The organism is Vreelandella venusta, from assembly GCF_044809155.1.
GTDB classification, from domain to species: domain Bacteria; phylum Pseudomonadota; class Gammaproteobacteria; order Pseudomonadales; family Halomonadaceae; genus Vreelandella; species Vreelandella venusta_B.
Window position 1 is genome coordinate 273,045 of sequence record NZ_CP085241.1, and the last position, 24,228, is coordinate 297,272.

The following is a 24,228-nucleotide window of genomic DNA, read 5'->3' on the forward strand; positions in this document are numbered from 1 at the left end:
GCGCAGACTTTATGCTTTGCGATCAACCGCTAACCGAGCGATGTTCGCCATACTGTCGCGGTAGGGGCTGGGGGGCAGAGCATCAAGTTCAGCGAGAGCTTTATCGGCCATCTCAACGGCCCGTGCGCGGGTGTATTCCAGTGCGCCAGTGGCATTGATAATCTCCAGCACCTCGTCGAGCTGCTCTAGCCCGCCTTTGCGAATTACTTGGCGGATCAGCTTCGCCTGTTCCGGCGTGCCGCGTTCCATAGCGTGAATCAGCGGCAGGGTTGGTTTGCCTTCTGCCAAGTCGTCGCCAACATTTTTGCCCATGGCCTTGGCGTCGCCTTGGTAGTCCAGCAGGTCGTCAATGAGTTGGAAAGCGAGGCCTAAATAGCGGCCGTAATACTGCAGGGCGCGCTCTTGCTCAGGGGTAGCGTCGGCAAGCACGGCACCGCTGTGGGAGGCGGCTTCAAACAGCATCGCTGTTTTACCTTGAATGGTTTCAAAGTAGTCCGTTTCAGAGATGCTCGGGTTGCCGATGTTGGTGAGCTGCAGCACCTCGCCTTCAGCGATCACGCAGGTCGCGCCAGAGAGAATCGCCATGATGCGCATGGAGCCTACGTCCACCATCATTTGAAATGAGCGCGAATAGAGGAAGTCACCTACCAGCACGGACGGTGCGTTGCCCCATGCATCGTTGGCGGTTTTTTTGCCCCGGCGCATGTGCGACTCATCCACCACGTCGTCGTGCAATAGAGTGGAGGTGTGCATAAACTCGATCAGCGTGGCGAGCGTAATATGTTTGTCGCCCTCATAGCCTAGCGAGCGGGCCGCCAGCAGCACCATCAACGGGCGCAGGCGTTTACCACCGCTTTCAATTATGTATTGGCCGATGGTTTCGACCAGCGGCACCTTGGAGTTCAGCTGCGCGACAATAGTGCGGTTTACGGCGTCAAAGTCATCGGCCACCACGGCGTGCAGCGGTGAAGGCGTTGGGCTGGCAGGCGGGGTTTGAGAGACGTTGGCTGTCATGGGTTCCGTTCATCGCGGGGGTGGGGTAGTTGAGGCCATGCTATGGGGCTGGTTGTGAGGCGTCAAGGTAGAGGTAAGCGCTCATGGCGTAAGGTGTGATTGACAATGCCCTGTAGTCTTGTGGTAGACAACGATAGTCGCTATAATTCGCGACCCACTCATCATGCTCCCTGTCAGATGGCTGCCAAAAGGGGCGCCACTCGCAGCAGGTCAATAAGAGCGGAAGGCGATGAGCGTTGGTTACGCGGGGCGTAACCGGCATTAACGACAAGTCCGGAGAGCGACATGTACGCAGTTATTAAAAGCGGTGGCAAACAGTACCGCGTTCAAGAAGGTCAAACCCTCAAGCTCGAAAAAATCGAAGTTGCTACCGGCGAAACGATTGAGTTTGATGAAGTGCTGCTGGTTGCAGATGGCGATGACGTCAACATTGGCGCACCTTTCATTAGCGGTGCCAAAGTGTCTGCTGAGATCGTTTCCCACGGCCGTGGCGATAAAGTGACGATCATCAAGTTCCGTCGCCGTAAGCACAGCATGAAGCGTCAGGGCCACCGTCAGTGGTTCACTGAAGTCAAAATTACCGGAATTTCTGCGTAAGCGGTCAATTCCCTTAGGAGGATTTTGCAATGGCACATAAAAAGGCAGCCGGCTCCACGCGTAACGGTCGCGATTCCGAGTCCAAACGCTTAGGTGTGAAACTCTTCGGTGGCCAAGCGGCCAACGCGGGTAGCATCATCGTTCGTCAGCGTGGCACGCGTTTCCACGCAGGCACTGGCGTTGGCTTAGGCCGTGATCACACGCTGTTCGCTTTGAACGACGGCTTCGTGAAGTTCGAGACCAAGGGTCCGAACAACCGTAAATTCGTTAGCATCGTTTCTGCCTAAGCAACACACGTTGCGCAGGACGAAGATGACGAAATAAAAGCCCCGCCATGGCGGGGCTTTTTTGTCTTTTCAATCCCTTTTACCTGTTGTCTACAGGTGGGATATTGCAGTTAGGGCGGCGGAAGCGGCCGGGAGAATCCAATGCAGTTCGTCGATGAAGCCTCGATCATTGTTGAGGCAGGTAAAGGCGGCAATGGCTGTCTGAGCTTTCGCCGCGAAAAATATGTGCCCAAAGGTGGCCCCGATGGTGGCGATGGTGGCCACGGTGGCAGCGTCTACCTGATTGGTGACGATTCGCTGAATACCTTGATTGATTTCAAGTTCCAGCGTTTTTACAAAGCGGAAAACGGCCAGGGCGGCATGGGCCGCCAAATGAGCGGTAAAGCCGGTGAAGACCTGCATGTGAAAGTGCCGGTGGGCACCACGGTGATCGATGAGGATACCCTTGAGGTGATCGCCGATGTCACTGATATCGGACAGGTGGTACTGGTGGCCGAAGGCGGTCGCCGTGGGTTGGGGAACATTCACTTTAAATCCTCCACCAACCGTGCGCCTCGCCGTACCACGCCGGGCACCGAAGGCGACCGCCGCAACCTGCGCCTGGAAATGAAGGTTATGGCCGATGTGGGTCTTTTGGGCATGCCGAATGCGGGCAAGTCCACCTTGATCCGTTCGGTGTCCGCGGCCAAACCCAAAGTGGCAAACTATCCGTTTACTACCCTGGTGCCTAATCTGGGTGTCGTAAAGCTGGGGATGCACGAGCACTTTGTGATGGCCGATGTGCCGGGGCTGATTGAAGGCGCATCAGACGGCGCGGGTCTGGGGCTGCGTTTCTTGAAGCACCTGACCCGTACGCGGCTGCTTTTCCACGTGGTGGATGTGGCGCCGTTTGACGAGTCTGACCCCGTGGAAGCGGCCCAGGCGATTATTCATGAGCTGGGCCAGTTCTCACCGGCGCTTTCTGAGCGGCCGCGCTGGCTGGTGCTGAATAAGTTTGATCTGCTGCCGGAAGAGGATCGCGAAGCCCGTGCTCAGGCGATTATCGATGCCCTGAACTGGGATGGCCCGGTCTTTCGTATTTCGGCTATCAGCAGCGATGGTACCGATAAGCTGGTACAGGCGGCGTACCGCTGGCTCACCGAGCAGCAGCGCCTGGAAAATGAAGATGAAGAAGCCCATGCCCGCGAGCAGGAAATGCGCCGCCGCATGGAGGAAGAATCAGTGGCCCGTACGGAAGCGCGTCTTGGCCGTCGCCGTAAACGCGACGACGATGAAGAAGACGATGACGATTTCGACGACGATGATTACGATGTCGAAGTAGAGTACGCCCCGTAATCGTCCGTTGGTTGAAGGGTAGGCGTCCGCAGGGATAACGGAATTAAACGCGTGAGCGCAATGGCGTAGGAGAGTCGCGACGTGGAAAGCAATGAGCAGTTGCCGGGCCGTGAGGCGTTAAGCAGCGCCCGTCGGGTGGTGGTGAAAATTGGCAGCGCGCTGCTCACTAATGATGGTCGCGGTTTGGATGAAGCGGCGATTGGTGGCTGGGTTGACCAGATTGCCGCGCTGCACCAGCAGGGCAAAGAGGTCGTACTGGTCTCCTCTGGCGCAGTAGCGGCGGGCATGGTGCGCCTGGGGTGGCAGGCGCGCCCCAGTGCCGTTCATGAGCTTCAAGCGGCCGCGGCGGTAGGCCAGAACGGCCTGACCCAGTGCTACGAGCAGCACTTTGCTCGCCACGGTATGTTAACGGCTCAAATTCTGCTCACCCACGACGACCTCTCTAACCGCAAGCGCTACCTGAACGCGCTCTCGGCATTGCGCACGCTGGTCGAGATGCGCGTGGTACCTGTCATCAACGAAAACGATACCGTCGTTACCGACGAGATCCGCTTTGGCGATAACGATACCCTCGGCGCGCTGGTGGCTAACCTGCTCGAAGCCGATGCGCTGCTGCTGCTCACCGACCAGGAAGGGCTGTTCGACGCCGACCCTCGCCACGATCCCAATGCCACGCTGATTGCTGAGGGCCGTGCCGATGACCCGCGCTTAGCAGCAGTTGCCGGCAGCGGCGGGGCCTTGGGGCGCGGCGGTATGAGCACCAAGGTGCGCGCGGCGCAGCTGGCGGCGCGTTCCGGCGCGGTCACCGTGATTGCCAGTGGCCGCCAGCCAGAGGTGATTAACCGCATCATGGCCGGCGAAGCGCTGGGTACGCTGCTGCGCCCAGATCAAGCGCCCATCGCTGCTCGCAAGCGCTGGCTGGCAGGCCAGTTGCAGGTGCGGGGCACCTTGGTGTTGGATGCTGGGGCGGTGAATGTGCTGCGCGGTAAAGGCTCTAGCCTGTTGGCGGTGGGGGTGCGCGACGTTCAGGGCAGTTTTAAGCGCGGTGATATGGTGCTCTGCGTGGATGAGCAGGGCGCACGCGTGGCTAAAGGGTTAGTAAACTACGGCGCCGATGAAGCCCGTCAGCTGGCAGGCCAGCCTAGCCACCAAATTGAGGCACTTCTGGGTTATGTGGAAGCTCACGAGCTGATTCATCGCGATAACTTAGTCGTTGTTTAACGTGGTGATTGTTTAATCGCGAGCGCGGGGCGGGAGCGGCACTTGGCGTGGCCAGTCATCAGGCACGATCACTAGCCGCTCAAGCGGCTTTTCCGCCGTTAACTCTCTTTCCTGTGGGTCGTATAGCATTACTTGCTGCGGCCCGTAACGGTTGATCAGTGGCGCGACGTCTGCCATATAGTCCTTGGCAGCGTAAAACGCATGCAGTGGCGGCGGTGCTAGCCAGTGAGGCTTCTCTAGCCAAGCCATTTTCAGCGCCTCGCTTTGTTGGGCCGCAAGCGTCGGCCAATCCCTTAAGTAGCACCACTTACCGCGCCGATGATCGATGGTCGCCCCAACGGGCGGTGGTAACGTTGTGTGCCAGGGATAAAACAGAACGCCGGGCATCGCGAGTCGCTGTGTCAGCGGATAATGAGGTGGGGCATGGCCGAGGTCTCTAGGAGATAGCCAGTGGGCGATGATCGCCTGCGCGTTGGCCGTACCTGAAATCGGCAGCTGATGATGGCGAAGATGGCTACATTTCAGCGCCAGGCTATCCAGCCCGCCAGGGCCAATCCAGCGGCTTTGGCTAGTGGCATTCCCAGGCCCTTCTGGTAGGCCGAGATAGAACTTTATCGCCACTTCCAGGTGAATAGGGTCAGGGTTATTCCGCGTTCGATAAAGCATATCCAGCTCGCCCAGGGTATTGCGCCGCTGAGTAATACGCAGATTCCTGGCGAGCAGTCGTGTGTTGGGCGCGTTATCTAACATCAGGTGCCACAGCCGCTCATGGTAGTGCCCCATGCGCGTCGCCAGCTTGCCATCTAGCGCATTTACCAGTGGCGAAAGGCGCGCCAGCCAGTCATCAACGGAATCGACTAAGCCAAGCTCCTGTCGTGTAGGCCTGCCTGGATAGGTATTAGGGCCTGATAATTCAATCAAATCTGGCGTGGCTAGCAACCACGCAAGATCACGCAGTACCGCGTGTTCTAAACGGTCGCTGACGCCTTCGGTGGTGGTAGGTAGCGTCAAAGGCAACTCCCCTGGTTGCATGCGTCCCTGCTGAGCGTACGCATTGGGTGGTTAATGGCTATGTTAAGCACATTACCATGCGACGTTAACAGCGACCTTTACAAGACATCCTTTGTATTGCTGCGCGATAACACAAAAAAGCGGGCCGTGCTGGCCCGCATGATGCTGTGCGTTAGTTAATGCTGAGACGTGCTAAACCATCTAGTCGCGGTCAATGTCGCCCACTTGGAAAGACCCTTGGCGAAGTTTGACCTCAAGCTCACGGCCCTGTTGGTCTCGCCCCTCAACCTCAATCATACCGCGCTTATCAATATCAATATCTTCAAATTCCGTCATGCCCTCTTGGCTAGCTACTTCGAGTGCCTGGCGAATATCATCTTCGCTCATGCCCCAAGCACCGGTAATGAGACGCTCACGCTCTTCCTGCAGGGGTTCGCCGCTATCGATGGAAAACTCAATGTCAGCGTACCACTCGTCATCAAGCCAGCCTTCAACCTCGGCACGGCCTCGGCTTTTAATACTGATCTCTTCGTAATGGGTGAACCCATAGTCAGTGGCATGGGTTAGCACACTATCAATCTGATCAACCGGCAATGTATCCGCTTGCACGCTACCTACAGCCGCCGTGACCAGCAGCGCGGAGGTTGGGATCAGTAATACTTTTTTAAGAGCGTTCATATCAAATTCCTTCTTGGTGTTGAATGGCGTCGTCTGTTGAATGAGACCGCATGCGTCATAAGACAACACCGTTATAACACCGCGGCTCTTTCCATAAGCTGACAGAGCCATTCATCCAACGTTCATGTTGCTTTAGGCATGCTAGTACGATGAACATGAAGCCCCTCACGCAAGTTCTTTCACGTTATTGGCAGCGCCTTTCACGCATGCGCAAGGCGCTGCCCGTGAGCGTCGTTGTCGCGGTGTTTGCCATGGCACTGGCCGGTAGTGCCATGGGTGACAAGCACTGGGAAGCGTTGCACAGTGAAGTGCGGCGAGGCGACGTCGTCCCTCTAGAGTCCATTCTTGACTGGCTGGAGGCTAATTATATCGGCGAGGTAATAGAAGTAGAGATAGAGCGTGAGGACGGGCACGTGGAGTATGAGATCAAGCTGCTGGGTGCTCAGAATCAAGTGGTTGAGTTTGTGTTTGATGGTCATAGCGGGCAGTTAATGAAAATAGAAGGTGTGCGCATTAATGAGATGCGCCGCCCATAAGGTGGCGATTCATGAAGTGTTTACTGGTAGAGGACGACCAGGCGCTTGCCCGCGAGCTTATTCAAGCGCTACGGGAAGGCGATTGGCTGGTAGAGCATGCGGAAAATGGGCAGGAAGCAGACTTTCTGGTGCGCACGGAAGCCTATGACACCGTGATTCTTGATGTGGGGCTACCCGACGGTGAAGGCACCCGCTGGCTCTCTGCATGGCGTGAAGACGGTATTGATCTGCCGGTACTGATTTTAACGGCACGCGAGCGCTGGGCTGATAAAGCGGCGGGCTTTACCGCAGGGGCTGATGACTATGTCACGAAACCCTTTGAACCTGCCGAGGTTATGTTCCGGCTGCGTGCTCTGGTGCGTCGTAGCCACGGCCATGCCCACCCCGTTTTGAAAGTGGGTGAATTACGCCTAGATACCCACACTCAGCATGTCACGCTGGCGGGCAGGCCGGTTAGCGTTACTGCTCAGGAAACGCGTCTGCTCAGCTACTTAATGCACGCTGCCCCCCGCGTGGTTAGCCGTAGCGAACTTGCTGAGCATGTTTATGACCGTGATCACGAACCCGACTCCAACGTGATTGATGTTCAAGTGAGTCGGTTACGTCGTAAATTAGGCGCCTGGCGGATTGCCACGCTGCGCGGTCAGGGCTATCGCTTACTCGCTGAAGAGCCTTCCGACGGATGAGGCCAGCGATTACCCGCTGGGCGCAGCGTTGGTCAACCCGTTCGATTACGCTGCGCCTCCTGTTAGCGGCACTGCTAATGGTGGTGCTGGCGTTGCCCATAGCGGGTTGGCTGCTTACCCATTATTATCGTACATCAGCCCTTCATGCCTTTGATGAGCGTTTAGAGACAACGCTGAACGTGATTATTGCGGGGGTGACCTTTGACCCGGTCGCCCAGCAGATACGTTTCGATCGCTCGCTAGGTGACCCGCGTTTTGATCAGGTTTATTCCGGTTGGTACTGGCAAATTACCGATCATGACCAGCTTTCAGCAACGTCGCGCTCGCTATGGGATCAGCGCCTACCGGTTGTCGATAATAGAAACGTATCGGCCCGCACGCTGATTGGCCCGCGAGGCCAGCAGCTGCGTATTGTCGAACGAGATATTTATCTTGCCCCGCTGGAAACATCGCTGCATGTGAGCGTGGCCGCCCGTGATGACGCCTTACGCGACGGTATTCAACAGTTTCAATACGCGTTATGGCTAGGGCTGGCGGGCCTGGGGGCGCTGCTATTGAGTGTGCTGGCGCTGCAGGTGCGCTGGGGGCTGGCACCGCTGCGACGCATGAATGCCGACCTTCGGGATGTCGAGCAAGGGCAGGCTGAGCAGCTCGATACCCGCCTGCCAAATGAGCTAGCGGCACTCGCTGAATCAATGAATGCCGTGCTTGCGCGTGATCAGCGCCTAATTGAGCGAGGCCGCCATACCGCCGGCAACCTTGCTCATGCGTTAAAAACCCCGCTAAGCGTTATGCGATTACTTGTTAAGCAATTGCCCAGCGAAAGCCGCGCGCATTGGGAGGTAGAGCTTTCGCGCATCGACAACGCAGTGCGCCACCACTTGGCGCGGGCATCCGCTGCTGGCGAGGGAGCGCGCTTTGCCCCCGTTGCCGTACAAGATACGCTGGCAGCGCTGATTGCCGGGCTGACGCGTCTGGCGCAGCGGCGTCATATTCGCCTGGGGCAAAACGTGGACAGCAGCATGCGCGTTCATATGGATGGGCAAGATCTTCAGGAGATTGTCGGCAACTTGCTGGATAACGCACTTCGCTGGGCGACAACCGAGGTAGGCATTAGCTTGCAAGCCGATGGTCAAAAGCTGTTGCTGCGGGTGAGCGATGACGGCCCAGGTATGTCGGCACAGGAGTACCAAGCCGCCGTACAGCGGGGGAAGCGTCTTGACGAACAACGTTCTGGCAGTGGGCTTGGGTTGGCCATCGTAACGGATCTTGTCACGCTCTATCAGGGGCAAATGCAGCTGCAGCGTGCACAGACGGGGGGATTAGAGGTGGTTATTGAGTTACCTGTCGTTGCTCGGTAGCCACTATACATGACCTAACCAAGGGACAATGACATGACGCACATCGCCAAGACATTGCCGGACGTACTCGTAGGGCCACTGCTGCGCCGGCTGTCGCCGTCACGGCTTACCCTATGGCTAGTGGCGACCCGGCCGCTGACCATGCAGCTCGTGTTGTATCCCAAGCAAGAGAACCAGCAAGCCCACGCGTTAGACAACGCCCATCAGTGCTTGGCGATTGGGCAGCACGCCTATCTCTATTTTATTGACCTGAACTTGCCGGCCGCGCTGCCCACCGATGAGCGAATTGCTTACGATCTGCAGGTGCAGAGTGCGCAAGGCGAATGGCAGCGCCTGCCGGATTGGGCGCCCTGGTTATGCCATGAGGGAGCGTCGTACCCAGGCTTTGTGCTGGCCTCTCGGCATCACCGGTTGATGCACGGTTCGTGCCGTAAGCCCCATCACAACAGCGCCGATGGCTTGGTGCGGGCAGATACGTGGTTGGCCGAACGCCAAGCCTCCCCAAAAGAGTGGCCCGCTTGGCTGCTGATGACCGGTGACCAAGTTTATGTTGATGACGTTGCCGGCCCGATGCTGCGGGCGGTGCATGGGCTGATCGCCCGCCTGGGACTGGTGGATGAGCGGTTGGAGGGTGCCACGGTAGAGGACAGTCAAGCGCTCTATGCCGCCCCCGAAAGCTATTATCACCGTGAAGCGCTGCTACCGGATGTGACCAGCAATGCTGCGCTTCGTGAGCGTTTTTTTGGTGGCGTTAAAAAGCCCGTATTTACCTCTGCCAATGCGCAAAATCACCTGATGACACTGGCGGAAATGCTCGCCATGTACTGCTTGGTATGGTCGCCGACGCCCTGGCAGCTCATTGACGTTGAACCGCCAGAGCTGGGTGATAAAGAAGCAGACACCTACCAGAAAGAGCAAGCGGTGATTGATGACTTTGTTGCCGGGCTGCCCCAGTGCGCACGGCTAATGGCTCACGTTCCCAGCCTGATGATCTTTGATGATCATGATGTTACCGATGACTGGAACTTGACGGCTGACTGGGAGCGCTGTGCCTACGGTCATCCGTTTTCAAAGCGGATTATCGGTAATGCGTTGGTGGCCTATCTATTGTGTCAGGGATGGGGCAACGCCCCGGAGAAGCTCAATCCGCTGCTGCTTCAAGCGTCGACACTTTTTGAAGGGGCAGGCCCGCTTAACGCGAGCGCTCAGGATAGTTTTATCGAACAGCTGCTGCGCTTTCAGGGCTGGGAGTACCAAGTGCCGGGTACGCCTGCATTAATCGTGCTGGATACGCGCACCCGCCGTTGGCGCAGCGAAAGAAACCCCAACCGCCCTTCGGGATTAATGGACTGGGAAGCGCTGATGGAAATGCAGCAGGCGCTGTTGGGGACTAAAAGCGCTGTTATTGTTTCCCCAGCCCCGATGTTCGGGGTCAAGCTGATAGAGATTATTCAAAAGCTGTTTACCTTGGCAGGCAAACCGCTGGTGGTGGACGCAGAAAATTGGATGGCGCATCGCGGGGCTGCCAATGTGCTGCTGCATATTTGGCGGCACTCGAAAACGCCGGGTAACTACGTGATCTTATCTGGCGACGTTCATTACTCGTTTGCCTACGATATTGTGGTGCGCCGTCAAAAAGAGTCGCCGCACCTTTGGCAAGTGACCTCCAGTGGAATCAAAAATACGTTCCCCAAACAGCTGCTGAATACCTTTGACCGCTTAAACCGTTGGCTCTATGCGCCGCTGTCGCCACTTAACTGGTTCACCAAGCGCCGTAAGCTGAGCATTCACCCCCGCGACCCGGATCGGGCCAGCGCCGGTGAGCGGCTGTGGAATGCCAGTGGCATTGGGCTGGTAAGCCTGGATGAGCGTGGCCACCCAACGGATATTCGCCAGCTCGATGCGAGCGGCGGCGATGTGGTGTTTCCGCCGCCGACCGAGAGTGGGTAGCCTATCTAGGCGCGTAAGCGTCGCTAGAAGGCTTCCCATTCGTGTGTTAACTGCTTTTGGCTGTCTTGGGCTGAGCCAATTGCTGGTTGGGCGCGCTGATTAAGCGGGTGGGAGGCGTTGTCTAAACGGGGCGTGCTGAACGAGTGGCTGGCACTAGGCAGTGCCTGTGAGTACCTATTTCGCTCCTGTTCGTTTAAAAAAGCCATCGCACTGTGAGAAAGCCCGCGGATCTGCTCGGTCAGCTCGGAGGTTGCATCTTTATAGCTGCCCATGCTGGTGGCGCTTGACTGAGTGCTCTGGTCAATTTCATTGATAGCGCTGCTAATTTGGCTGATCCCCTGACTCTGTTCACGGGCTGCCGCCGTAATTTCGCCCATCAAATCATTTACCTGATGGCTGGCCGTGCGAATTTTCTCCATGGCCTCAGTGGCTTCATTGGCCTGCGTCTGGCCACCGTGGATGCTGTCACGCGCTTGGTCGATTAACGACTGCACTTGCTTCGCCGCCTCAGCCGATTGGCGTGCCAATTTACGAACCTCCTCGGCGACTACCGCAAAACCACGCCCATGCTCGCCTGCTCTAGCGGCCTCCACCGATGCGTTAAGTGCAAGGATATTGGTCTGAAAGGCGATGGTGTCGATGGTACTGACAATGCCTGCCATCTTATCCGCGTGCTGAGTGATGTCGTCCATAGCGTTGGCCAGCCTGCTCATCACTTGGCTGGTGTGATCGACTTCACCCACGTTGCCCATGGAGGCATTGCTCGCCTGTATAGCGTTGTCAGCACTTTGCGCCACTGTTGAGGAGATTTCTTCTGCGCTGGCGGCGGTTTGCTGTACGGCGCTGGCCTGCTGTTCAAGCCGCGAGGCCATATCATCATTACCCAGAGCAATGCTCTCCACAGCAGGACCGACCCGACTAACGCGCGTATTAAGGTCGCCAATAAGAGCGTCTAACGAGCGCCGCATAAAGTTCATGGTTTTAAGCGTTTGGTCCATCTCCCGGTGGCCGATGGTAGGAATATCTGCCGCGAGATTGCCTGCTGCAAGCTGAAGCGCAAAGTCGTTGGCGCTATACATAAAGCGGCGGGTACGTAAACCGCTTAGCCATTGGTATGCGCCCACCATCAGCCCAGCACCCAGGCCAAGCGTTAAAAAGGTGGGAGCAGCGACGCTTCCTGGTGAGAGCGAGTAAATCGTGGCCGCCGCGCCAATACCTAATCCGCTAACCACGCCTGCACTCACAAGGCTAAACAAGGCGGTGCGGACGCGCATGCTCGCGAAGTTAACAGGTAGTAAGCGTTGGCGAAGCGTTCGGCGGTAAGCCACCCCGTGCTTAACGAAAAAGCGGCCTTTCTGTTCGCGTATATCGCGGTAAGCGGCTTCAGCGTGCTCAACGTCTTCACGCTCAGGCTTGACGCGTATTGAGCAAAACCCCGTTACTTTGCCGGCTTCCCGAAGCGGCACCACATTGGCGCGCACCCAGTAGTGGTCACCGTTTTTACGCCGATTTTTAACCAGTCCCGACCAGTATTTACCTGCATTCAAGTTATCCCACATATCCTTGAAGACAAGCTCGGGCATATCCGGGTGGCGGACAATCTTATGGGGCGCTCGATAAAGCTCTTCGTACTCATATCCGCTAACGTCAATAAATGATTGATTAGCGTAAAGAATATGCCCTTTTTTGTCCGTTTTTGAAATTAAGACGGCATCCTCATCGAGAGGGTACTCCCGCTGGCTAACCAGCTCGTTATCGCGCATAGAACCATTCCTTAGGGCTATTCCTTAGAGTTATTCTTTAGAACTATTCTTCAGAACTATTTCTAAGTGACACGAGTTTCCAGGGGAGGGAGCTTTTGTATAATTTTTTAAAAATTTAAACCGTTAATTTGCATATAGCAAGAATATAACGCATTAAATAACATGTTGTTGCGAAGGCTTGCGTTCACTAACCCTTAAGCCATCGATTAGGTATATCCGTTCCACGTGGTGGTGCACGTTTGAGCGCTGCACGGGCTGTTGCACAGTGGGTTGTCACATTGATGTCACAAAAATAACGCACGCTTGCCGCCCAGATACCCTCCTTATGGCGCGTTACATGTCATAGGGATAGTCGACGTTTGATAGGGCAGCAAGTATATGACCGCACAAGAAGCGCAGTGGCTAAATCACATTATTGCGGCAGAAGAGCTGCACGTGCTGTTCCAACCTATTGTAGACGCCAACCAGCAGGCTATTTACGGCTATGAAGCGCTGATTCGCGGGCCAAAAACGTCCCCGCTTCACTCGCCGCTGCGGTTATTTGAGGTAGCGACCCAGGCTGGCCTGCTGGTCGAGCTGGATCTGCTCTGCCGACGGCTCGCCATTCGCCGGTTTGCCGAGCTTGAGCTGCCGGGACTGCTGTTTCTCAACGTGATGCCGTTGACCATCGTGGAGCGTGACTTCCGCGAGGGGCTGACGATGCGCTTTATTCAAGAGAGCGGCCTGCCCCCTGAGCGGGTGGTCATTGAGCTGACCGAGCACGTGCCGATTCACGACTACGAACTGATGCGCCAAGCGGTGGACCACTACCGCGATATGGGGTTTCAGGTGGCGCTGGATGACCTGGGTGCGGGGCATTCGAGCCTGCGCCACTGGTCGGAGCTGCGGCCCGATTTCGTTAAACTCGACCGCCATTTTATCTCGGGGATTGATAAAGAGCCTGCCAAGCGGGAGTTTCTGCGCTCTATTTTAGACGTGGCGCGCAGCCTCGACTGCCAGCTTATTGCCGAGGGGGTCGAGACGGCCGCCGAGCATCTCTGCCTGTGGGAGCTAGACCGAGGCCTCGCGCTGCTGCAAGGGTTCTACTTTGCTCGGCCAAGCCTTGAGCCGCCCATGCAGCTTAATACGCTGCTGCCTGCCACTACCCAGCTTAAAAGCCCTGCGGGGCGCACCGCGCACTCTATTTTAAGGCCCATTGAGAGCGTGTCGGCCACCTGCTCGGTGCCCGCACTGGCCGAGCGCTTTCGCGAAGACCCCCGCCTGCGCTGCGTGGCGGTGATCGAAGAGGGCGTGCCCGTGGCGGTGGTGCGACGCAACGCTTTTCTAACGCTGTTCACTAACCAGTACAGCCACGCGCTGTACGCCAAACGCCGCGTGTTGGAGATCGCCGACCCCAAAATGATCGTGGCAGAGGCGGAGCTCTCCTTGGAGGCACTGAGCCAGCAGCTCACCGACAGCCGCGACATCGAGCAGGAAGATTTCGTGATCGTCGGCAGCGACGGTCACTACCTTGGTATGGGCAATATCGTCGACCTGCTGCGGGAAATTACCGCGATTCAAGTGCGCCAAGCGCGCCATGCCAACCCGCTCACTGGGCTGCCCGGCAACATACTGATTAATGAAACCCTGGCCTCCTATTTGGCTCAAGGCCGCGGATTTGCAGCGGCCTACGTGGATTTGGACAACTTCAAAGCGTTTAACGATGCCTATGGCTACGCCCGTGGCGACCACGTGATTATTTCGCTATCGCGCCTGCTGCAGGCCCAGGTGGAGAGCGCGGGGGGCTTTATCGGCCATATTGGCGGCGACGACTTTATGATGCTGCTGCCGCTGGAGCACTGGGAAAGCGTGTGCCAGCAGATTCTCCACTCCTTTGCAGTGATGGCGCCTGGTTTTTACGAAGAGCATGACCGCCTGCAGGGAGGGATTTCCATTGAGAGCCGCCAGGGAGGTGTCACGTTCTTTCCCTTTGTGAGCGTCTCGATTGCGGTTAAGCCGATCACCGACCCGGCTCCCTGCAAGGCGCTGGATATCGCCGCACAGCTTTCGGAACTCAAGCATCAGGCTAAGAAAATCGCGGGTAACAGCCTGTTCGTAGAGCGGCGCGGCGGACGCGTGGTTGACTGTCATTAACGCGTCACTTATTCGTCACCTAGCCGTCATAAGAGTGTCCCGCCGCTGTCATATCTTGGCATCATGATGACGCCTAACGTTTCACAACCCGTTTAGGTGATCCATGCACACACTCTCTTTCTCTCGTACGCTGTTGAGCGCCGCCGTCGTCGGCACGTTTGCACTGGCAGCGGTGACTGCCTCGGCTGATCTCTCCTCGCGCTATACGGACAACGACGGTGACATGATCGCCGACATACCCAGCGATGAGTCGCAGTGGGCCGACCCAGATACGCTGGTATTTGCTTACACGCCGGTAGAAGACCCCGCGGTTTATGCCGACGTTTGGGCCGATTTCCTGGATCACTTGAGCGATGCGACCGGTAAAAACGTCCAGTTCTTCCCGGTACAGTCTAACGCTGCCCAGCAGGAAGCGCTGCGCGCCGGTCGTCTCCACGTAGCGGGTTTTAACACCGGCGGCGTGCCGGTGGCGGTTAATTGCGGCGGCTTCCGTCCTTTTGCCATGATGGCCGCTGAAGACGGCAGCTTCGGCTATGAGATGGAAATCATCACCTACCCCGATAGCGGCATTGAGTCGGTGGAAGATTTAGCCGGTCGTCAGCTGGCGTTCACCTCCGAAACGTCCAACTCCGGTTTCCGCGCCCCCTCCGCGCTGCTGCGCTCTGAGTACGGCCTGGAAGCGGGCGAAGACTTCGAGACAGCGTTCTCTGGCTCCCACGACAACTCCATCCTGGGCGTAGTGAACAAAGACTACGACGCGGCCGCCATTGCTAACTCTGTGGCCAAGCGCATGCTGTCACGCGATGTGGTGAGCGAAGGCGATTACAACGTCATCTACACCTCGGAAACCTTCCCCACCACGGCCTACGGCTTGGCGCACAACCTGAACCCAGAGCTTGCCCAGCAGATTCAGGACGCGTTCTTCAGCTACGACTGGGAAGGCACTGCGCTGGAAGCAGAGTTTGCCAACTCCGGTGAAGCCCAGTTCATTCCGATCACCTATCAAGAGAACTGGTCGGTCATTCGTACTATCGCCGAGGCCAACGGCGTGACGTACGACTGCGATTAACTCAGCCATCGCGCGATGATTTTCTCGGCCAGGAGGGCGTCCTCCTGGCCGAGCCGCTATATAGCCATTAGATAAGTGCTTGTGAATGCAAGCACGGATGCATAAGAGACTGAGGCACCTTTCATGTTGACACTCACCGGCGTTGGCAAACGTTACCCTACCGGCGACCGTGCGCTGACCGATATCCAACTCTCGCTGCCGAAAGGGCAGGTGATGGCCCTGATTGGCCCATCTGGCGCAGGGAAGAGCACCCTGATTCGCTGCGTGAATCGTCTGGTCGAACCTACTCAAGGCAGCATTCGCTTGGAAGAAGTAGAGCTGACCAAGCTCTCCGGCAGTCGTCTGCGCCACGCGCGCCGCTCCATGGGGATGATTTTCCAGGAGTACGCGCTGGTGGATCGCCTGAGCGTGATGGAAAACGTGCTCTCTGGCCAGCTGGGCTATGTAGGGTTTTGGCGCAGCTTCTTACGCCGCTACCCCCAGGAAGCCGTGGCAGAAGCGTTTCGCCTGCTAGAGCGCGTTGGCCTGCCGCACGCCATTGATAAGCGCGCCGATGCGCTCTCTGGCGGTCAGCGCCAGCGGGTAGGTATTGCCCGGGCGCTGCTGCAAAGCCCCAAGCTGCTGCTGGTGGATGAACCCACTGCGAGCCTGGACCCGAAAACCTCGCGCCAAATTATGCGCCTGATTCGCGAGCTGTGCGCTGAACGCGAGCTGGCCGCCATCATCAATATCCACGATGTGGCGCTTGCTCAGCAGTTTGCTGACCGCATCGTCGGGCTGCGTGCCGGGGAGATTGTCTTCGACGGTAAGCCCAGCGAGCTGACCAGCGAGATGCTGACCACTATTTACGGTGAAGAGGATTGGGACACGACGCCCGAACCCGCCGACGATGACGAAGACGAGAATGAAGTGCCCACCCCTCATGCCGCGTCGCAGCAGGTGCCCAGCGCGCAACACACGCCTCGCCAAAACCGCCTAGCGAGTGGAGGCGCACAATGAGTATGACAGACGCGCTGGCTCGCCAGCAGGCCGCCCGCCAAGGCCGGTGGCGGCGGCTGCCGCTGATTGAGAGCCGCCGCCTGCGCTGGGCGCTAGCGCTGGGTAGCGTGGTTTACCTGATGCTGGCGCTGGCCTCGGTGGAGGTGAACTGGGCACGGGTAGCAGAAGGCTCTGGGCGCGCGCTGAACTTTCTCGGCGCATTTTTGCAGCCGGATTTTGTTAGCCGTCAAAGCGATATTCTGGCGGGCTTGATGGAAAGTCTCACCATGACGCTGACCTCAACCGTCATCGGCGTTTTGCTAGCGATCCCGGTGGGCTTGGGCGCGGCCAAAAATATCGCTCCCTTGCCGATCTACGCGGTATGCCGGGCCATCATCGCCGTCTCGCGCACCTTTCAAGAGATTATTATCGCCATTCTGTTTGTGGTGATGTTCGGCTTTGGCCCCTTTGCGGGCATGCTCACGCTGGCGTTTGCCACCATCGGCTTTATGGCCAAGCTGCTGGCGGAAGATATTGAAGACCTCGATTGGAAGCAGGTAGAAGCCGTGCGCGCCACCGGCGCGAGCTGGTGGCAAACCATGAACCACGCCGTGCAGCCGCAGGTGATGCCGCGTTTGATCGGGCTTTCTATGTACCGGCTGGATATCAATTTCCGCGAGTCGTCGGTGATCGGCATTGTCGGGGCCGGCGGTATTGGCGCGACGCTCAACACATCGCTCAGCCGCTACGAGTACGGCACGTCGGCCGCCATTCTGCTGATCATCATCGCCATTGTGCTGATGAGTGAGTACGCCTCTAGTCATGTGCGTCGTTGGACGCAGTAGCGCCGCACGCTTGTTGCCAACCCTTTTCGTACGGCCTTTATGCCAAAGGAATTCTTCATGCCGGTTTCAACTTCCCCCCAAGGCGTGCCGCAGTGGCAGCGGCGCACCACCCGCGCCCAGTGGCTGCAGTACCTTGCCTGGCTGGCGGGCGTTAGCCTGTTCTTGCTCTGCTGGAAAGTGATCTCTGACAACACTATGTGGGTGTTTGTCGAAGACGCTGGCCGTCAGGGCAGCGACCTGATTAGCCGTATGATGCCGCCGCGCTGGGAGTATGCCAGCCAGCTGTGGAAACCCATGTGGGACACCATCAATATCGCCACGCTGGGCACTGCGCTGGGTATCATAATGGCGTTCCCCGTGGCGTTTTTGGCTGCGCGCAACACCACGCCACATCCGCTCGTGCGCAGCTTGGCGCTGACGATTATTGTCTCGTCGCGCTCCATTAATTCGCTTATCTGGGCCATGCTGCTGGTGACTATTCTTGGCCCTGGCGTGCTGGCGGGCATCATCGCCATCGCGCTGCGCTCGATTGGCTTTGTGGGCAAGCTGCTCTATGAGGCCATTGAGGAGATTCACCCCACGCCTGTGGAAGCCATCAGCGCCACCGGTGCTAGCCGCCTGCAGGTGATGAACTACGGCGTGCTGCCGCAAGTCATGCCCGCCTTTGCAGGCATCAGCGTGTACCGCTGGGACATCAATATCCGTGAATCGACGGTGCTGGGGCTGGTCGGCGCTGGCGGTATCGGCCTGCAGCTGAATGCCTCGATCAACAGCCTGGCCTGGAATCAGGTGAGCGTTATTTTCGTGCTGATTTTCGCCACGGTGCTGGTATCGGAGTGGGTTTCTGCCCGCGTGCGTCACGCCATTATTTAACCCATTCAACACAGGAGAACCGCCATGCGCTTTCCACATGCCGATATCACCACTATTGACCTTATGCGCCACGGTGAACCGGTGGGCGGGCGCATGTTGCGTGGCAGCACCGACCATCCGCTGAGTGAAACGGGCTGGAAGCAGATGACCGATGCGGTGATGCGCCACACTGTGGATGGCAGGCCACCCTACGATGCGGTGATCAGCTCGCCTCTGCTACGGTGTCGCGAATTTGCGCTGTGGTTAGGGGAAGAGTTTGATGTGCCGGTACAAGTCGATGATGATCTTGCTGAGCTGCACCTAGGCGAGTGGGAAGGGAAAACTTACGCCCAGGTGTACGAACAGGAAGGCAGTGAGCAGATGAGTGCTTTCTGGCACGACCCTGATCGCAGCGCGCCACCCAGCGGTGAAACCCTCGCCGAGCTAGATGCGCGGGTTAGCGAATCCTGGCAGCAGCTTCTGGCCAATCCTCCTGGTAAGCATGTGCTGGTGGTAGCGCACCTGTTCGTATGCAACGCGCTGCTGCGCCAAGTGTTAGAGCAGCCGTTACGCAATGGTTTGGTGATGGATTTGCCCTACGCGGCGATGAGCCGATTACGCCACGAACGCCATGCTCTGGGCGAAAGCACCTTTATCGAGTGGGTAGGGCGTTAACGCTCGCGGGAAGCAGTAGCGGGTCAGCGGCGCTTAGGCCATGATAAGATCACTAGGCTGACTTGGAGCGTTGCCATGCCGTTCACCCGCTTTTCACCGTTTTTTGCGCTATTTACCCTGCTGTTCTTGGCGGGATGCGCCGGTAAAGACGTTGCCATGGCGCCTGCGCCCAGCCCGTCGACAGGCATCTCGATGGAGCGCGCGCTGATTCTTTCCCATGCGCAGCAGGCGATTGGCACACCCTACCGCTTTGGCGGCAGCTCGCCGGATGGCTTGGACTGCTCTGGGTTAGTCGAAATGACCTACCGTGCCGCAGGTATTCGTGTACCCCGCACCGCTGACGCCCAGTTCCGTGCGCTTCCCCAGGTCAATGCGCCTCGCCCCGGTGATCTGCTATTTTTCGGCGATGGCAACAAAGCCACCCATGTGGGGATCTATGGCGGTAATCGCCAGATGATTCACGCCCCCGGCAGCGGTCGCGCCGTGGTTAGCGTGCCGCTGGATATCGACTACTGGCAGCAGCGCTTTTTGGGAGCCGCGGCGCCTGCGCCTTAATAGTTGCAGCAAGCCACCCTATTGTTTAGCAGGTTGAACCGTTAGTCGAAAGCATTAATTTTTGCTTGGCTTCTGATGCGCCATGCAGTGTTAATATGATTAAATATTTTTTCGTTTTAGGTAAAGCTGTACTAGGGAGGGCCTGCTTTTGCCTGTTTGTGGCGAAATTTAACTACCAAAAACAATGGGGGCTAAGGCTGATGCTTCAATCCTTGTATCCCACAGAGGTAAAGTCCTTGTCTCAACACTCCTCTCATACAAAATCGTCACTTTTCCCGTCTGATGTTATGCCCGTTGCGCCTACTAATGATGCAGTATGCCCTACTGAAACAGTCTTCTGTTTTGCCAACGAAGCTATCATCATTACCAACGCAGATAACCGGATAGTCGCTGTTAACCCTGCGTTTTGTGAATTAACGGGCCTGTCTGAGGAAGAGGTCAAAGATAAAACTCCGGAAGTATTCAGCTCTTTATCCTTGGATGAAAGTCGCACCAAGCGTTTTATACATGAAGAGAAGCAGCTGCGTGACCGTAGTAAATCGCAAGTAAGTTACCGCAGCCACGACGGCCAGCACTACCCGGGGATGATGTCGATAAATCGTGTACGCAATGAACAGGGACATGTTGATCATCACGTTATTGTGTTGGCAGACCTTTCCGCTATTCCTGCTCACGCACGCCACCTGAACCGTGAAGTGTTTTTTGATGCGCTGACCGGGTTACCCAACCTTCAATTACTCACCCAGTTAATTCAGGAGTCGATTCAGCATGCGGAAGCCAAACAGCGACCGCTGGCAATATGCTCGCTGGATATTGACCACTTTCAGACGGTTAACGACCAGCTAGGCTCCGACGTCGGCGATAGCATACTCTCCACCTTCGCACAGCGTATTGGTCACCTGCTGTTTGGCGATGACGTACTGGCACGGGTGGGGGGCGATGAGTTTGTGCTGCTACTGCATCACGGCGATGACGAGCACTTTTTTGAGAAGCTGTTGACCACGATCCGGAAACCGCTGCTCATCGATGGTCAAAGTATCTATCTCACCGCGAGTTTGGGTATCACACACTACCCGAACGACCATGCCCAGGGCGATGTGCTGCTGCGCCATGCGCACCAAGCGATGTACCGAGCAAAGCAGCGGGGGCGGGATACCTACCACTTTTTTGACCCCACCCAAGATCGGCTGTTGCAAGTGCGCCATGAGCAGCGCCAGCGCTTTATGGACGCCCTTAACCACAACGAGCTTCGCCTGTTTTATCAGCCTCAGGTGGATATGGCCAGCGGCCACGTAGTGGGGGTGGAAGCATTGATTCGCTGGCAGCACCCTACTGACGGGCTGCTCTCTCCGGCCGCGTTTTTACCCATTATTGACGCCACGCCACTAGAAGTTGATCTTGGCGAATGGGTGATTAAACAGGCGTTGCAGCAGCTGTCCGAATGGCAAAAAGTCGGTATTGCACTGCCAATCAACGTCAACATTAGCCCCACACATTTATTAATTAAAGATTTCAGTGAGCGACTAGCGGCACTGCTGGCAATGTATCCTGCGATTGCGCCTGACATGCTTAAGCTTGAAGTGCTTGAAAGCGCGGCTATGCACGATACGCAAGCAGCGCTTAAAAATATGGCGCGCTGTCAGGCGTTAGGGGTGAGCTTTGCGATAGACGATTTTGGCACTGGCTTTTCCTCGCTCACGCATCTTCGTCAGCTGCCGGTAAATTTAATTAAAATTGATCAAAGCTTTGTCCGCGATATGCTGACTGACCAAGATGATATGGCGATTGTGGAAAGCGTGATTTACATGGCTAACCGCTTTCAGCGGCCTATGCTCGCAGAAGGTGTGGAAACCCTTGAGCATGCGAAAGCCTTGATGGGGCTGGGTTGCGAATTGGCGCAAGGGTATGGCATAGCGCGCCCTATGCCGCCCGAGGCGATGATAGGTTGGCTGTCTCATTGGCCCCTACGCGACGATTGGCGTCAACTCACCACACTGCAGTGAGTCACACGGCATTAAACCCCACGGGAATAGCATGCCGTGCCGTATGGGCTACCGGCATCGCAATTAAGCGGCTTGTTCGGTAGCGGGTGCTTCCATAGGGTCGTTACCATAGGCACCGCTACGCGCTTGGTTCATTTCACTCTGTACCATCGCGGCTTCTAGCTTTGCTTCAAGCAGGTACTGCCGCGCTTGGGCTGCAACTTGCAAGTCCTTAGGCGACGGGTCTGCTGGAGCTAATGCGGCCGCAATGACTGTCTGCATTTTTTCAATGGTAGCTTGCGGGTCACCTGGCACTTTGCCGTAGTCAATGGGGACTTCGCCCGCCACCGCGTAACGCTTGCCATCAGGCCCTAACTCGTATTCATAAGAGGCGCCACCGGTATAAGCGCCGCCCGCTATCTGGTGGGCCATTTCATGCTGGCGCACTGCGCGGTCGGTCTGCTTTAGCTGCTCTAAATACTGAATTTCTTCAGGCGCCATCGGCGTGCCGTCTGCCCGTGTAGGGCCAGCAGTGTCGCTCGTGCGGCTATCGTCCTCGTTCACCTGTGAGGTGTCGCCGGTCTGCTTGCTGGGTTGCGGCTCTTCGTCATTAACAGCGGGTGCTGATGAGCTTCTAGCCACTACGGGCTGAGCAGAAAACGCACTAATTGAGGAGAGTTCCATAAGCAGTTACCGGCGTATAAGAGGTGTCAGATAGTCTTGAGTATTAGCGAGTCAGTGTCGGTACGCAAATATAGCATTCTATTTTTCTCAACCAGCGTCTGCGTTATCTAACCGCCTCAGCGTGGTGAGTGCTGTCCTCTCAAGAGCCGCTCTATTATTATCTTTATCATTTTTAAGTGCTACTTGTTTAAGAGTGCCTATGCCTGCCATCGATGTGGTGATACATCTTTCTGAAAGTGAATGTTTGGCCCACTATGAAGGGCGCTACGCTAATGTACGCACCCGAAGCGTGGATGGCCGCTGGGTGGTCTTTCCTGCTGATGCGCTGCGCCGTGTTGTAACAAGAGAGGGTGTTCAGGGCATCTATCGACTTGAGTTTTCTGACCAGGGGCGTTTTGTTAGTATCCAACGCCTCCCAAGCAGCTAAGCGTTTTATCAGTGCTCACATGGCATTAACATTGCATGTATACTGAGGTACATGTAATGGGCTTACCCGCCCTCCCGTAAACGGCCTGCCTACCCGGCAACGACCGTCGTGTTTTTAGGAGATATACCATGTCTGCCTCACCTGTCACCTTAATGGTGGCCCGCCGCGTGGCGAATGGCCGCTATCAGGACTTTAATCGTTGGTTAAATGAAGGCCGTGAACTAGCGGCTGACTTTCCGGGATACCTGGGGTCAGGCGTTTTGGCACCGCCAAAAGATGACGATGAGTATCAAATTATCTTCCGCTTTAGCAGTAGCGAGACGCTAAACGCCTGGGAACACTCCGCTTCACGCCACGCCTGGCTTGCCCGTGGAAAAGACCTTTATGACGCGCCTCATGAGCATCGCGCGACGGGGCTTGATGCCTGGTTTCAGGTGAATCCAGGCGTCACACCACCGCGCTGGAAACAAGCGGTGGCCGTTTGGCTAGCATTTTTCCCCATCTCGCTGCTGTTTCAATGGCTGTTCGGAGGTGTGATCGCTGAGTGGGCGCTGATTCCCCGGGTAGTCGTTAGCACGCTGATGCTTACCCCGGTGATGGTGTTTGTGTTTATCCCGCTTTCAATGCGTTTATTGGCTCCCTGGTTGCAGGGTAAATGGTCATTCGCTGATCTCTTGGCAAAGTGGCGCCACGAGCACAAAGCATAAGTAAGTAGAGCGTCAGTGTGGCCAAAACGGTGCGCTATTTGCACTCCTATTGTGCAAATAGTTGTCTTTAGTCAAAAACTAAGCTTTGCTTAACACTTCCATAGGGTTCAACGCTGCAAGGGTGCTACGCTATATAAGCTTGCAGTAAAAGGATAACTGGCGCTGGCAATTTGCCAGCGTGACAAGTACGCCCTATGGAGTGTTTATGATTCACGTCCACCATCTGGAAAAGTCTCGTTCCCACCGAGTTTTATGGCTTCTTGAACTACTCGGCGTTGCGTATGAAGTTCATGTTTATCAACGCGATAGTAAGACCCAGCAGGCGCCAAATACGCTGAAAAAAATCCATCCGCTGGGTAAATCTCCTGTCATTACCGATGGCGATCTTACCGTTGCTGAGTCTGGGGCTATTATTGATTACCTTATCAGCCGTTATGGTGAAGGGCGCTTGCAGCCAGCGGAGGCTGATACGAATGACTGGGTAGATTATCGTTACTGGTTGCACTATGCCGAAGGCTCCTTAATGCCGCTGCTGGTGATGGGCTTAGTATTTAGCCAAATTCCTAAACAGTCGCCTTGGTTGATCAAGCCCCTGGCGAAAGGCATTAGCTCAACGGTGCGCCAGCGTTTTATTCAGCCGCAAATGAATCAGCATCTAGACGTGATTAACTCGCACTTGGGGTCAAAGGGTAACTTTGCCGGAGACTGGCCAAGCGGTGCTGATGTTCAAATGAGTTTCCCGCTGCAAGCGGTAGCGGCGACTCAGTCGCTGGAAAAGTATCCGCATATTGCCGCATTTGTGGATCGTATCGAGCATGACGCTGCTTGGCAACGCGTCGTGGCGCGTGCTGGCCCGCTCACCATGCCCGGTGAGTAGGACCG

At 56.6% G+C, this 24,228-nt stretch carries 24 protein-coding genes; 19 read left to right on the plus strand and 5 right to left on the minus strand.

Going from position 1 to position 24,228, the window contains the following annotated elements:
- Nucleotides 1-9 precede the first annotated feature (9 nt).
- On the minus strand, nucleotides 10-1,014 hold the full coding sequence (gene ispB / locus LG301_RS01340) for an octaprenyl diphosphate synthase (protein ID WP_404472749.1): 1,005 nt from the start codon (nucleotides 1,012-1,014) through the stop codon (nucleotides 10-12).
- Nucleotides 1,015-1,299: 285 nt separating this feature from the next.
- Between ispB and rplU the strand changes: the two genes are divergently transcribed.
- The 4 genes from rplU to proB all read left to right on the plus strand — a co-directional run bounded on the left by rplU (nucleotide 1,300) and on the right by proB (nucleotide 4,454).
- Nucleotides 1,300-1,611 (plus strand): 50S ribosomal protein L21, encoded by a 312-nt coding sequence (rplU, locus tag LG301_RS01345; protein WP_404472751.1) that lies wholly within the window; start codon nucleotides 1,300-1,302, stop codon nucleotides 1,609-1,611.
- A gap of 29 nt (nucleotides 1,612-1,640) precedes the next feature.
- On the plus strand, nucleotides 1,641-1,898 hold the full coding sequence (gene rpmA, locus LG301_RS01350; protein ID WP_404472753.1) for a 50S ribosomal protein L27: 258 nt from the start codon (nucleotides 1,641-1,643) through the stop codon (nucleotides 1,896-1,898).
- Nucleotides 1,899-2,039: 141 nt separating this feature from the next.
- Complete coding sequence (cgtA, locus tag LG301_RS01355) at nucleotides 2,040-3,233, plus strand: Obg family GTPase CgtA (protein ID WP_404472755.1); 1,194 nt, start codon at nucleotides 2,040-2,042, stop codon at nucleotides 3,231-3,233.
- 81 nt (nucleotides 3,234-3,314) lie between these two features.
- Entirely contained in the window at nucleotides 3,315-4,454 is a 1,140-nt protein-coding gene (gene proB / locus LG301_RS01360; protein WP_404472757.1) for a glutamate 5-kinase, read from the plus strand.
- A gap of 12 nt (nucleotides 4,455-4,466) precedes the next feature.
- Here proB and LG301_RS01365 read toward each other — a convergent pair whose 3' ends face one another.
- Together LG301_RS01365 and LG301_RS01370 are read right to left on the minus strand one after the other, a co-directional pair.
- Complete coding sequence (locus LG301_RS01365) at nucleotides 4,467-5,465, minus strand: DUF1853 family protein (protein WP_404472758.1); 999 nt, start codon at nucleotides 5,463-5,465, stop codon at nucleotides 4,467-4,469.
- Nucleotides 5,466-5,666: 201 nt separating this feature from the next.
- Nucleotides 5,667-6,143, minus strand: a complete 477-nt coding sequence (locus tag LG301_RS01370) for a PepSY domain-containing protein (RefSeq protein WP_404472760.1) — start codon at nucleotides 6,141-6,143, stop codon at nucleotides 5,667-5,669.
- Nucleotides 6,144-6,298: 155 nt separating this feature from the next.
- Between LG301_RS01370 and LG301_RS01375 the strand changes: the two genes are divergently transcribed.
- Genes LG301_RS01375 through LG301_RS01390 form a run of 4 tightly spaced genes read left to right on the plus strand, consistent with a single transcriptional unit; the run spans nucleotide 6,299 to nucleotide 10,676 of the window.
- Nucleotides 6,299-6,679, plus strand: coding sequence for a PepSY domain-containing protein (locus LG301_RS01375; protein WP_404472762.1), 381 nt, complete (start codon nucleotides 6,299-6,301; stop codon nucleotides 6,677-6,679).
- A gap of 11 nt (nucleotides 6,680-6,690) precedes the next feature.
- On the plus strand, nucleotides 6,691-7,365 hold the full coding sequence (locus tag LG301_RS01380) for a winged helix-turn-helix domain-containing protein (protein WP_404472764.1): 675 nt from the start codon (nucleotides 6,691-6,693) through the stop codon (nucleotides 7,363-7,365).
- Complete coding sequence (locus LG301_RS01385; protein ID WP_404472766.1) at nucleotides 7,362-8,726, plus strand: sensor histidine kinase; 1,365 nt, start codon at nucleotides 7,362-7,364, stop codon at nucleotides 8,724-8,726. The genes LG301_RS01380 and LG301_RS01385 overlap by 4 nt, the downstream gene beginning before the upstream one ends.
- Nucleotides 8,727-8,759: 33 nt before the next feature.
- Nucleotides 8,760-10,676, plus strand: coding sequence for an alkaline phosphatase family protein (locus tag LG301_RS01390; RefSeq protein WP_404472768.1), 1,917 nt, complete (start codon nucleotides 8,760-8,762; stop codon nucleotides 10,674-10,676).
- Nucleotides 10,677-10,699: 23 nt separating this feature from the next.
- Here the strand turns inward: LG301_RS01390 and LG301_RS01395 are convergent, their stop codons facing one another.
- On the minus strand, nucleotides 10,700-12,439 hold the full coding sequence (locus tag LG301_RS01395; RefSeq protein ID WP_404472769.1) for a methyl-accepting chemotaxis protein: 1,740 nt from the start codon (nucleotides 12,437-12,439) through the stop codon (nucleotides 10,700-10,702).
- A 378-nt stretch (nucleotides 12,440-12,817) separates the two neighbouring features.
- Here LG301_RS01395 and LG301_RS01400 point away from each other — a divergent pair, with 378 nt between their 5' ends.
- The 8 genes from LG301_RS01400 to LG301_RS01435 all read left to right on the plus strand — a co-directional run bounded on the left by LG301_RS01400 (nucleotide 12,818) and on the right by LG301_RS01435 (nucleotide 21,549).
- Complete coding sequence (locus LG301_RS01400) at nucleotides 12,818-14,572, plus strand: bifunctional diguanylate cyclase/phosphodiesterase (protein WP_404472771.1); 1,755 nt, start codon at nucleotides 12,818-12,820, stop codon at nucleotides 14,570-14,572.
- A gap of 103 nt (nucleotides 14,573-14,675) precedes the next feature.
- Nucleotides 14,676-15,641: a phosphate/phosphite/phosphonate ABC transporter substrate-binding protein gene (phnD, locus tag LG301_RS01405; RefSeq protein ID WP_404472773.1), complete on the plus strand. Its 966-nt coding sequence runs from the start codon at nucleotides 14,676-14,678 to the stop codon at nucleotides 15,639-15,641.
- A 123-nt stretch (nucleotides 15,642-15,764) separates the two neighbouring features.
- The gene (gene phnC, locus LG301_RS01410; RefSeq protein ID WP_404472775.1) at nucleotides 15,765-16,640 is read left to right on the plus strand and encodes a phosphonate ABC transporter ATP-binding protein; all 876 of its coding nucleotides are present in this window, start codon (nucleotides 15,765-15,767) and stop codon (nucleotides 16,638-16,640) included.
- Nucleotides 16,637-17,464 (plus strand): phosphonate ABC transporter, permease protein PhnE, encoded by an 828-nt coding sequence (gene phnE / locus LG301_RS01415; protein ID WP_404472777.1) that lies wholly within the window; start codon nucleotides 16,637-16,639, stop codon nucleotides 17,462-17,464. Before phnC ends, phnE (LG301_RS01415) begins: the two co-directional genes overlap by 4 nt.
- A 57-nt stretch (nucleotides 17,465-17,521) precedes the next feature.
- Nucleotides 17,522-18,337: a phosphonate ABC transporter, permease protein PhnE gene (gene phnE, locus LG301_RS01420; protein ID WP_404472779.1), complete on the plus strand. Its 816-nt coding sequence runs from the start codon at nucleotides 17,522-17,524 to the stop codon at nucleotides 18,335-18,337.
- 24 nt (nucleotides 18,338-18,361) lie between these two features.
- Nucleotides 18,362-18,991: a histidine phosphatase family protein gene (locus LG301_RS01425; protein ID WP_404472780.1), complete on the plus strand. Its 630-nt coding sequence runs from the start codon at nucleotides 18,362-18,364 to the stop codon at nucleotides 18,989-18,991.
- 75 nt (nucleotides 18,992-19,066) lie between these two features.
- Nucleotides 19,067-19,546 carry a C40 family peptidase gene (locus LG301_RS01430; RefSeq protein ID WP_404472782.1) on the plus strand — a complete coding sequence of 160 codons (480 nt, stop codon included), beginning with the start codon at nucleotides 19,067-19,069 and terminating at the stop codon, nucleotides 19,544-19,546.
- Between the two features lie 287 nt (nucleotides 19,547-19,833).
- Nucleotides 19,834-21,549: a putative bifunctional diguanylate cyclase/phosphodiesterase gene (locus LG301_RS01435; protein WP_404475131.1), complete on the plus strand. Its 1,716-nt coding sequence runs from the start codon at nucleotides 19,834-19,836 to the stop codon at nucleotides 21,547-21,549.
- 63 nt (nucleotides 21,550-21,612) lie between these two features.
- On the opposite strand, the gene LG301_RS01440 is transcribed toward LG301_RS01435, so the two are convergent.
- Nucleotides 21,613-22,212 (minus strand): putative metalloprotease CJM1_0395 family protein, encoded by a 600-nt coding sequence (locus LG301_RS01440; protein ID WP_404472784.1) that lies wholly within the window; start codon nucleotides 22,210-22,212, stop codon nucleotides 21,613-21,615.
- 199 nt (nucleotides 22,213-22,411) lie between these two features.
- Between LG301_RS01440 and LG301_RS01445 the strand changes: the two genes are divergently transcribed.
- The 3 genes from LG301_RS01445 to LG301_RS01455 all read left to right on the plus strand — a co-directional run bounded on the left by LG301_RS01445 (nucleotide 22,412) and on the right by LG301_RS01455 (nucleotide 24,223).
- Entirely contained in the window at nucleotides 22,412-22,639 is a 228-nt protein-coding gene (locus LG301_RS01445) for a DUF2835 family protein (RefSeq protein WP_404472786.1), read from the plus strand.
- Between the two features lie 128 nt (nucleotides 22,640-22,767).
- Nucleotides 22,768-23,346: an antibiotic biosynthesis monooxygenase gene (locus LG301_RS01450; protein WP_404472788.1), complete on the plus strand. Its 579-nt coding sequence runs from the start codon at nucleotides 22,768-22,770 to the stop codon at nucleotides 23,344-23,346.
- 205 nt (nucleotides 23,347-23,551) lie between these two features.
- Nucleotides 23,552-24,223, plus strand: coding sequence for a glutathione S-transferase (locus tag LG301_RS01455; RefSeq protein WP_404472790.1), 672 nt, complete (start codon nucleotides 23,552-23,554; stop codon nucleotides 24,221-24,223).
- Nucleotides 24,224-24,228: the final 5 nt, after the last annotated feature.

Excerpts from the sequence above, each read along its gene's own strand:
- ispB (WP_404472749.1), bottom strand. The coding sequence starts at position 1,014 with ATGACAGCCAACGTCTCTCAAACCCCGCCTGCCAGCCCAACGCCTTCA.
- rplU (WP_404472751.1), top strand. The coding sequence starts at position 1,300 with ATGTACGCAGTTATTAAAAGCGGTGGCAAACAGTACCGCGTTCAAGAA.
- rpmA (WP_404472753.1), top strand. The coding sequence starts at position 1,641 with ATGGCACATAAAAAGGCAGCCGGCTCCACGCGTAACGGTCGCGATTCC.
- cgtA (WP_404472755.1), top strand. The coding sequence starts at position 2,040 with ATGCAGTTCGTCGATGAAGCCTCGATCATTGTTGAGGCAGGTAAAGGC.
- LG301_RS01370 (WP_404472760.1), bottom strand. The coding sequence starts at position 6,143 with ATGAACGCTCTTAAAAAAGTATTACTGATCCCAACCTCCGCGCTGCTG.
- LG301_RS01375 (WP_404472762.1), top strand. The coding sequence starts at position 6,299 with ATGAAGCCCCTCACGCAAGTTCTTTCACGTTATTGGCAGCGCCTTTCA.
- LG301_RS01380 (WP_404472764.1), top strand. The coding sequence starts at position 6,691 with ATGAAGTGTTTACTGGTAGAGGACGACCAGGCGCTTGCCCGCGAGCTT.
- LG301_RS01385 (WP_404472766.1), top strand. The coding sequence starts at position 7,362 with ATGAGGCCAGCGATTACCCGCTGGGCGCAGCGTTGGTCAACCCGTTCG.
- LG301_RS01390 (WP_404472768.1), top strand. The coding sequence starts at position 8,760 with ATGACGCACATCGCCAAGACATTGCCGGACGTACTCGTAGGGCCACTG.
- LG301_RS01395 (WP_404472769.1), bottom strand. The coding sequence starts at position 12,439 with ATGCGCGATAACGAGCTGGTTAGCCAGCGGGAGTACCCTCTCGATGAG.
- LG301_RS01400 (WP_404472771.1), top strand. The coding sequence starts at position 12,818 with ATGACCGCACAAGAAGCGCAGTGGCTAAATCACATTATTGCGGCAGAA.
- phnD (WP_404472773.1), top strand. The coding sequence starts at position 14,676 with ATGCACACACTCTCTTTCTCTCGTACGCTGTTGAGCGCCGCCGTCGTC.
- phnC (WP_404472775.1), top strand. The coding sequence starts at position 15,765 with ATGTTGACACTCACCGGCGTTGGCAAACGTTACCCTACCGGCGACCGT.
- phnE (WP_404472777.1), top strand. The coding sequence starts at position 16,637 with ATGAGTATGACAGACGCGCTGGCTCGCCAGCAGGCCGCCCGCCAAGGC.
- phnE (WP_404472779.1), top strand. The coding sequence starts at position 17,522 with ATGCCGGTTTCAACTTCCCCCCAAGGCGTGCCGCAGTGGCAGCGGCGC.
- LG301_RS01425 (WP_404472780.1), top strand. The coding sequence starts at position 18,362 with ATGCGCTTTCCACATGCCGATATCACCACTATTGACCTTATGCGCCAC.
- LG301_RS01430 (WP_404472782.1), top strand. The coding sequence starts at position 19,067 with ATGCCGTTCACCCGCTTTTCACCGTTTTTTGCGCTATTTACCCTGCTG.
- LG301_RS01435 (WP_404475131.1), top strand. The coding sequence starts at position 19,834 with ATGCCCGTTGCGCCTACTAATGATGCAGTATGCCCTACTGAAACAGTC.
- LG301_RS01440 (WP_404472784.1), bottom strand. The coding sequence starts at position 22,212 with ATGGAACTCTCCTCAATTAGTGCGTTTTCTGCTCAGCCCGTAGTGGCT.
- LG301_RS01445 (WP_404472786.1), top strand. The coding sequence starts at position 22,412 with ATGCCTGCCATCGATGTGGTGATACATCTTTCTGAAAGTGAATGTTTG.
- LG301_RS01450 (WP_404472788.1), top strand. The coding sequence starts at position 22,768 with ATGTCTGCCTCACCTGTCACCTTAATGGTGGCCCGCCGCGTGGCGAAT.
- LG301_RS01455 (WP_404472790.1), top strand. The coding sequence starts at position 23,552 with ATGATTCACGTCCACCATCTGGAAAAGTCTCGTTCCCACCGAGTTTTA.